The organism is Candidatus Pseudomonas phytovorans (assembly GCA_029202525.1).
GTDB classification, from domain to species: Bacteria; Pseudomonadota; Gammaproteobacteria; order Pseudomonadales; family Pseudomonadaceae; genus Aquipseudomonas; species Aquipseudomonas phytovorans.
This window is the reverse complement of sequence record CP119325.1, coordinates 3,744,541-3,756,740: the sequence shown is the minus strand read 5'-3', so window position 1 is coordinate 3,756,740 and position 12,200 is coordinate 3,744,541. Positions and strand designations below refer to the sequence as shown.

At 53.5% G+C, this 12,200-nt stretch carries 8 protein-coding genes and 1 pseudogene; all 9 read left to right on the top strand.

The window, feature by feature from the left end; translation table 11 throughout:
• Window positions 1–480: 480 nt before the first annotated feature.
• The 9 genes and pseudogenes from P0Y58_16525 (at window position 481) to P0Y58_16485 (ending at window position 11,676) form a co-directional block, all read left to right on the top strand.
• Window positions 481–2,217, top strand: a complete 1,737-nt coding sequence (locus tag P0Y58_16525; GenBank protein WEK28510.1) for an FAD-dependent oxidoreductase — start codon at window positions 481–483, stop codon at window positions 2,215–2,217.
• 68 nt (window positions 2,218–2,285) lie between these two features.
• Window positions 2,286–3,059, top strand: a complete 774-nt coding sequence (locus P0Y58_16520) for an SDR family oxidoreductase (GenBank protein ID WEK28509.1) — start codon at window positions 2,286–2,288, stop codon at window positions 3,057–3,059.
• A 176-nt stretch (window positions 3,060–3,235) separates the two neighbouring features.
• Window positions 3,236–4,006: an IclR family transcriptional regulator gene (locus tag P0Y58_16515; protein WEK28508.1), complete on the top strand. Its 771-nt coding sequence runs from the start codon at window positions 3,236–3,238 to the stop codon at window positions 4,004–4,006.
• Window positions 4,003–4,794 (top strand): IclR family transcriptional regulator C-terminal domain-containing protein, encoded by a 792-nt coding sequence (locus P0Y58_16510; GenBank protein ID WEK28507.1) that lies wholly within the window; start codon window positions 4,003–4,005, stop codon window positions 4,792–4,794. The genes P0Y58_16515 and P0Y58_16510 overlap by 4 nt, the downstream gene beginning before the upstream one ends.
• A 565-nt stretch (window positions 4,795–5,359) precedes the next feature.
• Complete coding sequence (locus P0Y58_16505; GenBank protein ID WEK28506.1) at window positions 5,360–6,712, top strand: MFS transporter; 1,353 nt, start codon at window positions 5,360–5,362, stop codon at window positions 6,710–6,712.
• 75 nt (window positions 6,713–6,787) lie between these two features.
• Window positions 6,788–8,143 (top strand): OprD family porin, encoded by a 1,356-nt coding sequence (locus tag P0Y58_16500; protein WEK28505.1) that lies wholly within the window; start codon window positions 6,788–6,790, stop codon window positions 8,141–8,143.
• 443 nt (window positions 8,144–8,586) lie between these two features.
• Window positions 8,587–9,885 (top strand): homogentisate 1,2-dioxygenase, encoded by a 1,299-nt coding sequence (hmgA, locus tag P0Y58_16495; protein WEK28504.1) that lies wholly within the window; start codon window positions 8,587–8,589, stop codon window positions 9,883–9,885.
• 14 nt (window positions 9,886–9,899) lie between these two features.
• On the top strand, window positions 9,900–11,195 hold the full coding sequence (gene fahA, locus P0Y58_16490; GenBank protein WEK28503.1) for a fumarylacetoacetase: 1,296 nt from the start codon (window positions 9,900–9,902) through the stop codon (window positions 11,193–11,195).
• A pseudogene (locus tag P0Y58_16485) lies at window positions 11,195–11,676 on the top strand (glutathione S-transferase N-terminal domain-containing protein). The gene fahA and the pseudogene P0Y58_16485 overlap by 1 nt, the downstream one beginning before the upstream one ends.
• Window positions 11,677–12,200: the final 524 nt, after the last annotated feature.

Genomic DNA, 12,200 nt, shown 5'->3' with positions numbered 1-12,200 from the left:
TACACATAGATCAGAAAGGAAAGACACGCCAGGATTGCTCAATTGCCTGCTGGCACCCTAGCCGCCAATCCAGAAATTCCGCACACGCTTGCCTCAAATCGCCCGCCTTGCAAAGCAACCGCAGTGAACTTAACCGCGGCAGGATTTTGGTTACTCAATTTCCCCGCCCGCAGTAGCAGGATCTCCTTCGTGCAGCTGGATAAGCCTCGTTCCAGCATTGGAACACGATGCGTCATGTCCCAATTTTTGTGAGTTAAAAATCCACGATGGCTCTCGTCGTGGGTGGGCTTGCGTGCCCGAGATCACCGTTCTAGAGCGGCTTGTCACCTGACCGACCTACCTACAGGGCAAGCGGCAACCGAAATTACCATATGACAAACCGTTTACACATAGGATAACTGGATGTTAATTTTTGCTCACCTGCTAGGTGGCGCCCCTGTCGGGCGTCGTTACCGGTAGTCCACGGTTTGGAGAACCAGCATGAAAAAACAAGAAATTTATGAATGCGATGTCTTGGTGGTTGGATCAGGAGCTTCGGGCATGTCTGCCGCCATTACGGCCAAGCATCATGGTTTGAACGTAGTGATGGTCGAAAAGGGTTCGACCTTTGGCGGTACTTCTGCTCGGTCTGGTGGATGGTTATGGATTCCGTGCACCTCGCTTGCCCAAGCATGGGGGCATAGCGACTCTCACGATGCGGTGAAGACATACCTGAAGCACGAAGGAGGGAATTCCTACAACGAAGAACGCGTGGACGCTTTCCTGCGGCATGGAAGCCCGGCGGTAGATTTCTTCCTCAAAAACACTGCTGTCCGATTCGATATGCCATTGGTGTTCCCGGACTACCATGCTGAAGCGCCTGGCGCCATGCAGGGCGGCCGTTCGATGGTTGCAAGACCGTTCGATGCTCGGGAGCTTGGTAAGCGCATGGAGCAACTGGAGCCACCGCTTCCTGAACAGACGGTTCTAGGGATGATGATCGGCTCAGGCCCAGACATTAAGCACTTCATGCGTGCAACCAGGTCGTTGGAGTCAGCGATTTACGCTACGAAGCGACTCTCCAAGCACATTTGGCAGACCATTAAATACGGCCGTGGGATGACGCTCACTAACGGGAATGCTCTGATTGGTCGGTTGGCCAAGTCAGCGTTTGATATGGACATACCAATTTGGCTGCGATCCCCAGTTACTGAGCTGATTATCGAAGGCGGCGCGGTTGTAGGGGCTCGAGTGCGGAGAAATGGTGAGGAGGTAGTCGTTCGGGCGGCGAGGGGGGTCGTATTGGCTGCCGGGGGATTCCCTCATGACATCGAGCGCCGCAAAGCTCTCTATTCGCACACTAAAACCGGCAACGAACATTGGACGCCTACCCCTAAAACCAACACCGGCGATAGCCTGAAAATGGTCGAAAAAATGGGAGGCAAGCTCAACACGAATCTCCCTAATCCTGCGGCATGGACACCAGTGTCCCTGACCACGCGTAAGGATGGCACTCAGGGTGTCATGCCGCACTTCATTGATCGTGCAAAGCCTGGTGTTATCGCGGTTACTCGGAGCGGTAAACGATTCACCAATGAAGCCGACTCGTATCACGACTATGTCCAAGCCATGATCAAGGCCTGCAGCCAGGAGCCCGAAGTATGCTCCTGGCTCATTTGTGACCACTACACGCTTCGACGTTATGGATTGGGGTGTGTAGCCCCATTCCCACTGCCAATAGGCAGGCACCTGAAAACGGGCTACCTGATCAAGGGCAAAACACTGGGTGTGCTGGCGAAAGCAGCAGGGATTAACGAGCAGCAGCTGGTAGAAACCGTCACCCAATTCAATGTCTCCGCGTCAGCGGGCCATGACCTTGAGTTCGGCAAAGGCTCAAAGGCGTACAACCGCTATCAAGGAGATGCCTACCGTGCGCCAAACCCTTGCGTCGCACCTATCGAGCGCGGGCCTTTCTATGCAGTGAAGATCGTCCCAGGAGACATTGGTACCTACGCCGGCATCGCAGTGGATCGCAACTGTCAGGTACTCGGAGCGGATGACCGGCCGATCCAAGGGCTATTCGCTGTGGGTAATGACTCCGCAAGCATCATGGGAGGCAACTATCCGGGAGCGGGTATCACCTTGGGCCCTGCGCTGACCTTTGGTTACGCCGTAGGGATTCACTTAAGCAATGCTGCACAAGTGGAAGAAGCCAGCTTGGTGAGAAAAACCGGTTGATACGGGCGGCATTGAATCGAGTCGTACTCCACCCGCAATGAACTATCTAATAACAACAAAGGTTTACCATGAAAGAATTGAGTGAAACTCGCCTGTCTGCTGCCGGAAAGCTGGTCTTGATCACTGGCGCTGCTCAAGGAAATGGCAAGGCTGTCGCGCACGGACTCGCCGAGCAAGGCGCCAAAGTCATCATTGTCGACATTGATACCGAAGGCGCTACGAAAACAGCTGAAGCGATCTGCGGCGCAGGCAATCAGGCCTGGGGCTTTGGGCTGGACGTTAGTGACCAGGAGGCTTGTGAGCGTCTGGCCGCAGTGATTGTGAGTGAGATCGGTGACATCGATGTGCTGATCAATAACGCTGGGATCTTGAAGCGGGTAGTATTTGAATCACCTGCTGTTACGCAGGCTTTAGCTGACACGCTGGCGGTGAACGTGACGGGGCCTTTCAATGTCACGAAGGCTTTTCTTCCTTCCCTGAAGAAAACCAAAGGCAACGTGATCAATGTCGCGTCGATTCAGTCCTTCGTCGCAGCCACTACGTCGCCTACCTATGCGATTTCAAAGGGCGCAGTGGCTCAGATGACACGAACCCTGGCAGCGGAACTGGCGGAATTTGAAATCCGGGTAAATGCGGTTGCGCCTGGCATGTTCGCTACCGCCATGTCTGCAAGTACACGTGGAAACGAAAACGCCCTCAGCACCTTCTTGCAGCATGTTCCGATGAGACGTGCAGCTGATCCCGATGAGCTCGTTGGGCCTATTACGTTCCTTGCTTCCGCCGCGGCTAGCTATGTTACAGGTGTCATTCTGCCTGTAGATGGGGGCTACCTCGTCCATTGATCTCGGCATTTTCCCTGCAGAGAAGCCTTGAGGAACGGCACAATGTAGCTGTGACTGTTGATTGCGGTAGACGGTTGGAGGCGATACAGTGCCGCTTTTAACGCATTGACCAGTTATCGCATGCAGAACAGAGCAGGTATTCAGGAAGGGACACTGCTTGCTGGTGGAGACATTCGATGAAGTCGTCTCAGCGGGGTGTGCAAAGCGTTGAGATGGCGGGGCTTATCCTGCGCACGATTGTGGAGCAGTCCCGTCCTCTCAGTCTCAAGGAAATCGCAGACCTTGTCGAAACCCCTCCGTCACAGGTCTATACCTACCTCGTTAGCTTGACGCGTGTAGGTCTTCTCAAGCGCAATGACTACACCCAAGCGTTCGAGCCGGGGCAGCTTTCGTTCCGGCTCGGCGTTTCGGCTCTTTATCGACTTCCGAAAGTCAGCGAAGCAATTCCAATCGTCAATGAGATTGGACGCCGCCTGGAAGTCAACGTATTCGTGGCTGTCTGGAGTCGACACGGCCCTATCGTAGTGCACTATGCGGAACACGGGACGGTGCTGAGTATCGGCTTCCGTCTTGGTACGGTTCTTTCTTTAACCAGGACTGCGACAGGCCGACTGTTCGCTGCCTACCAGCCTCATGAACTGTCGGCGTCTGTAATCGAAAATCAGACGTTCACCAGAGACAGCCTCGAGACATTCCAGTCCGAAGAGTTCAAAGAAGTCTTGGATGAAATTCGGAGTGCCGGGAGATCTGTAGCACAAGGCTACCCAACCCCTTCAGTATCCACGATATCCATTCCCGTCTTTAACGAGGCAGGGTGTCTCTTGCTCACAATGACAGCATTTTCCGCAGCCGCCAGCTTCGATTTGGCACGGATTGCTGAGGTAACCAATGAGATGCGCGCGGCATCTGAGCGTCTCATTAATGGATATGCGGAAGGCAAGCCATGAGCGAGCATGACGAGAAAAGCCCTCGCGGCATCCAGTCTGTTGAGGTGGCGGCTGAGCTGTTAGAGGCGTTAACGCTTCTCCAAAAACCGGTATCTTTGAAGGAATTTGCCTCAGCTGTAGGCATGAGTTCTGCGCGTGCCTTTCCCTATTTGGTCAGTTTGGTACGCTCCGGCCTGGTGTTCAAAGATGAAGAGACAGGTCTCTATGAGCCTGGTTTGGTCGCACGTGATCTAGGAGTGCTGGGCTTGCACTTTCTCAGTCCCACCCATGAGGCGGAGCCGGTCGTCAAAGAGCTCGCTGCAGCCACGGGTCACGCAGTTGTACTCAGCGTTTGGGGATCTCTTGGCCCAACTGTGGTACGAATGGAAGAGGCGCGCTTCAGTCTTTACTCTGAAATCCGGCTTGGCTCGGTGATGTCGCTGACAAATTCTTCGATCGGTCGTACATTCTCGGCCTGGCTGCCCCAATCGGCCTTGCAGAAAAACCTGTTGCTTGAAGAAATCCGTGATGCGGGCTCTAGTACCGCGCGCCTCGATCTCCCTAGCTACCTTGAGCAACTCTCCTTGATTCGCGAACGCGGCGTGGACGTCCAACGAGATCGCCCGATGCCAGGGTTGAGCTCGCTGAGCGCACCCGTGTTCGGGCTAAACGGAGAAATCGTGTTTACCCTTACTGTGTTTGACGACACGAATGCCATGAATCTATCGGTGGATGGCGACACTTCGCTTACGCTTCAGAGAAGTACTCAGAAGCTTTCCAGGCAATTGGGTCATTACTCGATCCCTTGAGCTTCAGCCTCTGCGAGCGTACTTGGACATCCAAGCCTTCGCCCTTTTCCAGGTAGCCCGGCGCTAGGCATGCTCAGCCCTAAACTGGGGCTGAGCGACGTTTGTTAGCAGCGAAACAATATTCTTGAGCGATTCGGATCTGAATCCGCAGCATTGCTATGAAAAGTGCAACGCTTTTGCAGCGTTGTTTTGCTCTGCGCTTGTCCAAAACCACGCCAAAACAGACCGTCTTAGGCCAATTTAGTCGATTGGCCTAGCTTCACGCTGGAAGACGTAAGTCGCCCCACTGGACTGTCAGCCCGTCTATCTCAAGAGCTTTGGGGAGCGTCCTCCAGCCTTTCTGAAGGGCCAGGAAAGGAAGTGAGCCAAGGCGATTAGGGCCGCGGGAATGCGCCTGAGTGGGCATCGGATCTATGTAATTTGCAATTGACAATATGGTTTGCTATTGGCAAATTCAGTCCCACGGTTCCGGCTTACGCCGGATTCGGCACAGCGGAGGCACCACTCCGGCAGGATGCCCCGAGACGCCTTCAACGGTCGTTGAGATAAAAATAAGAGAGTCACGATGATGAATACGCAATCTATAGGCACGCCTGTGGGTCAGGGAGTGTCGGCATCCGGCGAGGCGCTGCTTTTTCGGAAGGTTTTACGGCGGTTGCTGCCATTTTTGTTCCTCGCCTACTTCTTTTCATTTCTGGATCGAGTAAACATAGGCTATGCCAAGCTACAGATGCAGCCGCTTTTGGGTTTCACCGATTCCCAGTACGGACTGGCCGCCGGGATATTCTTCCTGGGATACGCTTTCTTTGAAATTCCAAGCAATCTGCTAATGGAGAAAACCGGCGCGAGAGCCACGCTGACCCGAATCATGGTGCTATGGGGTATCACCTCAGCGTTGACTATGTTTGTATCCACCTCACTGCACCTCTACATCCTGAGATTCTTCTTGGGTGTATTTGAGGCAGGGTTCTTTCCAGGTGTCATTCTCTATCTCAGCTATTGGTTCCCCAGCTATATGCGTGGACGGGTGACATCCCTTTTACTGTTAGCGACACTGGCAGCACCTATCGTCGGCGGGCCGATTTCTGGTCTCATCATGCAACACATGGAAGGCATTTACGGTTGGGCAGGTTGGCAGTGGATGTTTTTGCTTGAAGCTCTTCCCATCATTTTTATTGGGGTATGCTGCTTCTTCTATCTTAGTGATAAGCCGTCCCACGCCAGCTGGCTGACTGCAGAAGAAAAAGCCACTCATCAAGAAATCATGGTTCGTGATAACGCAGCTAATGTGAGCGCCGGTGGACATGGTAAAGAAGCGATTTTCTCGGCGCTGACAGATGCTCGAGTCTATCTTTTGGCATTCCTGGCATTTAGTGCATATTGTGGCTCATATGCATTCAACTTTTGGCTTCCTACCATGATTCAGCAGATGGGCATAAAAGATGTATCAACCATCGCGCTGTATGCTGTAGTTCCTTTCTCGATGGCGGCTCTAGGGATGCTGATGATAGGGCGGAGTTCTGATCTGAGGCGGGAGCGTCGCTGGCACTATGCTTTGAGTATGATTTTCGCGGCGGTGATGTTGGCAGTAGCCAGTATTTGGCAGCACTCCCTCATTGTTTCACTGCTGCTACTGGGCTTGGCAGGTTTTGGTTTCAGCGGCGGTGTCACTGTAGCATGGGCGTTGCCTGCTACGTACCTGAAAGGAAGAGCGGCTGCGGCAGGTATCGCGATGGTCAGTTCACTGGCAACGCTCAGCGGCTTTGTTGCCCCCTGGCTAATTGGTGTTGCACGTGACTTGACCGGTAGCAGTAGTGCAGGCCTCGTCAGCATTAGCGGCATGATGCTGCTTTCAGCGCTTGCCATGATTTTCATCATCCCAAGTCGAGCAACATACGTCGCACCTAACCCGAACTGAGAACATCCATGTCAGCCACCTCGCTCGGTGGTGATGGCGTTCGTCGTGTGTATTATAAAAACAAGAAGACTAATCATGGCAAAATTTAACAACGGTCTTGTGCCACTGATGGCCATGGCAATTGCAATGGCACATACGCTGCTCGCAACAGCAGCTGAAAGTAATGGATTGATAGCTGACAGTCATCTGGATGTACTGGCAAGAAATTTCTATTTCAACCGAGATCTTCGCAACGGCTTATCTAATAATTTGGGGCGAAATGCTTTCAAGTCGGCCGATGAACGTAACGGTTATCGTGAAGAGTGGGCTCAGGGTTTTATTACAAACTTTGTGTCAGGTTTCACTCTTGGTCTGGTGGGGGTTGGAGTTGATGGTCATTTACTTGCGGCCTTCAAACTAGACAGCGGAGGAGGGCGAGCGGGCTTGAATCTTCTCAACGTTAACAGCGAGGGCCATCCTAGTGACAGCTACGCTGAGGTCGGAGGATCAGTCAAAGTCCGCGCATCTAAAAGCGTGCTTCGCTACGGGTCACAGATGCCGGCCACGCCAGTTTTTGCGGTGAGCACTGTCAGGTTGCTTCCGGCGACTGCAACTGGGTGGTCGTTAAATGTGAACGAATTAGACAATTTAAACATTGATGCTGGCCGTTTTACGTCCATTAGTGGCGTAGATTCAACCAATAGTGATGATGACCTGACTACGGACTATGCGGTAGGAATTCATTCTAAACGAATTGACTATCTGGGGTTGAACTATAAAGAAGGTGATTTTTCTGCCAGCATTTACGGATCGGAGCTTCTAGATGTATGGCGTCAATATTACTTCGGTGGAAAATATAAAGTCACTGTCTCTCCTGGCCGGTCTGTGTCTTTCAACTTTAACTCTTATAGGACAACCAGCTACGGCGCAGAAAATGGTGGCGAGATTAATAACTTTGCTTGGTCACTGATGTCAGGTTATAGCCAAGCGGGGCACACCTTGAGCGTAGGTTACCAAGCCTTGTATGGCGACGAGCCACTTGACTGGGTAGGCTTCGGAACCATGGGAGGAAATGTACTGATGGGTAACGCGGTTCAGTATGCGACCTTTACTGAAGCCAACGAAAAATCTTGGCAGATCCGCTACGACCTTGATCTGGCGGCTTACGGGGTACCTGGGTTGGCGTTCATGACGCGCTATGTCCGTGGAGATGAAATGGACAACAATGGGAGTACCAACAGCCGATACACGGCCAGGCACATCTACGATGATGACAAGGACAATAAACACTGGGAGCGCGATATCGAGATCAAATATGTCATTCAAAGCGGGCCCGCAAAAGACCTGTCGCTGCGGTTACGGCAAGCGACTCATCGCGCCACCACGGGTTACCGATACCTTGACGTAGATGAATATCGATTCATTGTTGAGATGCCTTTCAACGTGTTTTGAGCAGGCCTTTGGAATAGTCTCCCTCCGGCGACCCTCCGTACCTCACTTTGAGTCATTTGCACCCAGCAAGCGATTGCGCTCGGTGGGACGATAGGTCGGCGCAACGCTGACCATCTACATACGCAATCAGCGATCGCCAGCCGATGATACTGGCGAATCGCATCCAGCCTCCTTATCGCCCCATACACCTTCCGAGCGCATACCTCTATGCCCATCGCTGACAGCCTTGGGGAGTTAGGACTGAGCCCTGTCCTGCCCCAAGCCTAGGCCTGAACGGGTGTTCCCCCATCCTGAGCCCTTTAAATGCTGAGAAAGATCCAACTGCATAGGACTGTCGGACGAGATCTTGCCTGCGACGCTTGACCGCACCCCATTACGTAATTACGATATGCGTAATCGGATTACGAAAAATAAAGCACGCACACAGCGACGCAGGAGGAACGATGAGCACCAACGACAACGGCATCGGGTACCAGTCAGGATTCGGCAACCAATTTTCCAGTGAGGCAATCGCGGGCACCCTGCCGATTGGCCAGAACTCCCCCCAGCGGGTAGCTCATGGTCTCTATGCGGAGCTGTTCTCTGGCACTGCCTTCACAATGCCTCGCCATGAAAGCCGTCGTACTTGGATGTATCGAATTCGTCCATCTGCGTCCCACCCCACTTTCAAAGCGATTCCTTCACCGATCCCAGAGGGCGCATTGGCACCAGCCAACCCCAACCGGATGCGGTGGGATGCACTTGAAGTGCCGGCAGAGCCTACTGATTTTGTGGACGGCCTCCGCGCAATGGTTGCGAACTCTAGCTTGGATCATCCCAGTGGAATCACAATCTTCCATTACGTAGCAAATCGCTCGATGGAGAGGGCGTTCTACAACGCCGACGGCGAACTTTTGATCGTGCCTCAGTTGGGTAAGCTTTTGCTCGTGACTGAGTTGGGTCGTATTGAGCTGCAGCCGCTGGAGATTGCTGTCATCCCTCGTGGGATGAAATTCAAGGTTGAGCTGCTCGGCTCGGCTGCCCGCGGCTATATCGCCGAGAACCATGGTGCTCCGTTGCGACTTCCCGACCTAGGGCCAATCGGCAGCAACGGCCTGGCCAATCCTCGCGACTTCCTCACTCCAAATGCTTGGTTTGAGTCCGAGCAATCGCCAACTCAACTGGTGCAAAAATTTCAAGGCAGCTTCTGGGAAGCTGAATTGGATCACTCGCCGTTCGACGTGGTCGCTTGGCATGGCAACAACGTCCCGTACAAATACGATCTGCGACACTTCAACACCATCGGTTCCATAAGCTTCGACCATCCAGATCCGTCTATTTTCACCGTGTTGACTTCGCCCACAAGCGTTGCTGGACTCGCCAACCTTGACTTCGTGATTTTCCCTCCACGCTGGCTTGTGGCCGAGAACACCTTCCGTCCGCCATGGTTCCACCGCAACCTGATGAACGAGTACATGGGGTTGATCGAGGGTGAGTACGACGCCAAAGCTGACGGCTTCACCCCCGGCGGATCATCCTTGCATAGCTGCATGAGCGCTCACGGCCCAGACGCCAAAACCTCCGAACGCGCAATGGCAGCCAACCTGGAACCTGAGAAGCTTGATGGCACCATGGCCTTCATGTTTGAGACACACCAGGTACTCCGTCCTACGAAGTTTGCGCTGGCCAGCCCCGCGCTGCAGGGCAATTACGACGCATGCTGGGAAGGCATCGCTGGAAAATTTGAAAGCACAAATTCCTAATTGAGAAAGTAGTGATGAATAGCTGGGTAACTTCGGCCAACGGCCATCCTGATTTTTCGCTGGCTAACCTGCCATTCGGTGTTTTCAGCGTTCAAGGTGGCGAGCGCCGCACTGGCGTTGCTATTGGCGACTTCATCTATGACCTTAAAGTCGCACTCGAAGCTGGCCTGCTGACCGGCGCAGCTGAGGCGGCGGCGGAGGCGGCGGTAGGCGGATCACTCAACAGTTTCTTCGCCCTGCCACGCCATGACCGCAAGGCTTTGCGTGAGCGTCTGATTGAACTGCTCTGCGAGAACGGGCCTGAGGTCGAGACTCAGCGCAAATTCGGTGATCGATTGCTGATCGAGGCTTCTCGCTGCAATCTCCATGTACCTGCTCGCATCCAGGACTACACAGACTTTTACGTTGGCATCCATCACGCCGAAAACGTGGGCAAGCTCTTCCGGCCGGACAATCCGCTGCTGCCCAACTACAAGTATGTGCCGATCGGTTACCACGGCCGTGCATCAACCATCGTCCCTTCCGGCCAGCCTTTTGTACGCCCCTCAGGGCAAATCAAGCTTCCTGATAGTGATGTTCCAATCCATGCGCCTTCCCGTCGCCTGGATTACGAGCTCGAACTGGGTCTTTGGATTGGCCGTCCTAACGGGCTAGGCGAGCCGATCGACATCCGCGACGCACGCGAACATATTGCTGGATTCTGCCTGTTGAATGACTGGTCGGCCCGCGATATCCAGGCTTGGGAATACCAGCCGCTCGGCCCATTCCTTTCCAAGAGTTTCGCGTCGACCATTTCGCCATGGGTTGTGACTGCCGAAGCACTGGAACCTTTCCGCATTGCCCAGCCTGCTCGGCCATCAGGTGATCCAGCTCCGCTTCCTTATCTGCTGGATGAAGAAGATCAGAGCAATGGTGCCTTTGATATCCGTCTCGAAGTTCTCCTTCTCACCGCAAGCATGCGGGAGGAGGGGGCTGCACCATACCCGCTCAGCGTGAGCACTACGCTTAACATGTACTGGACGTTCGCGCAGATGGTGGCTCATCACACTGTGAATGGCTGCCAGCTTAACCCGGGTGACCTGTTTGGTACCGGCACGCTGTCTGGGCCCACCACTGATTCGATGGGTTCTCTCCTAGAGATGACGCAAGGCGGTAAGCATCCTATAACGCTGCCAAACGGTGAAAGCCGTACGTTCCTCGAGGACGGTGACGAGATCATTTTGAGAGCTCGCTGCACTCAAGATGGCGTTGGGTCGATCGGCTTCGGTGAGTGCCGCGCGGTGGTGCTCCCTGCCCGGGAGATCCGGTGATGATCCTTTACTCCTATTACCGGTCGACGTCTTCGTACCGGGGTAAGGATTGCTCTGGAATTGAAGGGGCTGTCGTATGAAGTTTGCCCCATCAATCTGATCAAGGACGGCGGAGAACACCACTGCGCTAGCTATCTGGAGATCAACCCCCAAGGCCGCGTGCCTGCCTTGGTGGATGAGTCGGTTCGGGTTATTCAATCACCGACGATTATCGAATACCTGGAAGAGGCATATCCAGGACTGGATCTACAGTGGTTTCCAGGCAGTGGAGGCCCTGATTGGCGAAAGCGGTTGGGCACTCGGCGACATGCCTGGTCTCGCTGACGCGTACCTTTTGCCGCAAATTTATGCGGCTCGTCGATTCGGCCTGAATCTGAATGTGTTCCCTCGAATTTCTCGGGTTGAAGCGCTGGCCGCGGAGCATCCGGGCTTCCACGGCGCACATCCTGCGAACCAGATAGACGCGCCACCTCCAACGTAAAAAGATCAATTCTTACGTGGCCTCACAAAAATAATCGGATTGCCATGATGAATAACTAAATTGAAGCCTTCCGTGCGGCTTTGGATCAACGACCGTTTTCTCGGTACCAAACTCGTACGCTTGTTTTACTGATATTGCTGCTCGTGTGCGATGGTTATGATGCCCAGCTCCTAGGCTCCGCGTCTCAGATGCGGTGGGGATTTTTTCGTTTACAGCAGAACAAAAACATTCGCTGCAAAACCGTCATTGTGTGTCTACAGTGTCTAGTACATGCTCGCTTGCCTAGCCTCCTAACGATCTAACTAAAAGGTTTAGATCTACAGGCTTTGAGGGGGGCAGCTATTAAAGACAATCGCTCACCTAAATCAGCTGCTGAATGCTTTTTTCAGCCGTTCGGGTGGCCATAGACGACTCTGAGTCAACACTCTTGCGAAGGCTACTGTATATATAAACTGTCTCTAGCGGATTAGGATGAACTCAGGACAGTCGCTCAAACCTATCGTCAGCTGGGCGCTTAGTTGGCC

Bases quoted from the DNA above. Each gene is read 5' to 3' on its own strand.
- P0Y58_16515 (WEK28508.1), top strand. From the start codon at position 3,236: ATGAAGTCGTCTCAGCGGGGTGTGCAAAGCGTTGAGATGGCGGGGCTT.
- P0Y58_16525 (WEK28510.1), top strand. From the start codon at position 481: ATGAAAAAACAAGAAATTTATGAATGCGATGTCTTGGTGGTTGGATCA.
- fahA (WEK28503.1), top strand. From the start codon at position 9,900: ATGAATAGCTGGGTAACTTCGGCCAACGGCCATCCTGATTTTTCGCTG.
- hmgA (WEK28504.1), top strand. From the start codon at position 8,587: ATGAGCACCAACGACAACGGCATCGGGTACCAGTCAGGATTCGGCAAC.
- P0Y58_16500 (WEK28505.1), top strand. From the start codon at position 6,788: ATGGCAAAATTTAACAACGGTCTTGTGCCACTGATGGCCATGGCAATT.
- P0Y58_16510 (WEK28507.1), top strand. From the start codon at position 4,003: ATGAGCGAGCATGACGAGAAAAGCCCTCGCGGCATCCAGTCTGTTGAG.
- P0Y58_16520 (WEK28509.1), top strand. From the start codon at position 2,286: ATGAAAGAATTGAGTGAAACTCGCCTGTCTGCTGCCGGAAAGCTGGTC.
- P0Y58_16505 (WEK28506.1), top strand. From the start codon at position 5,360: ATGATGAATACGCAATCTATAGGCACGCCTGTGGGTCAGGGAGTGTCG.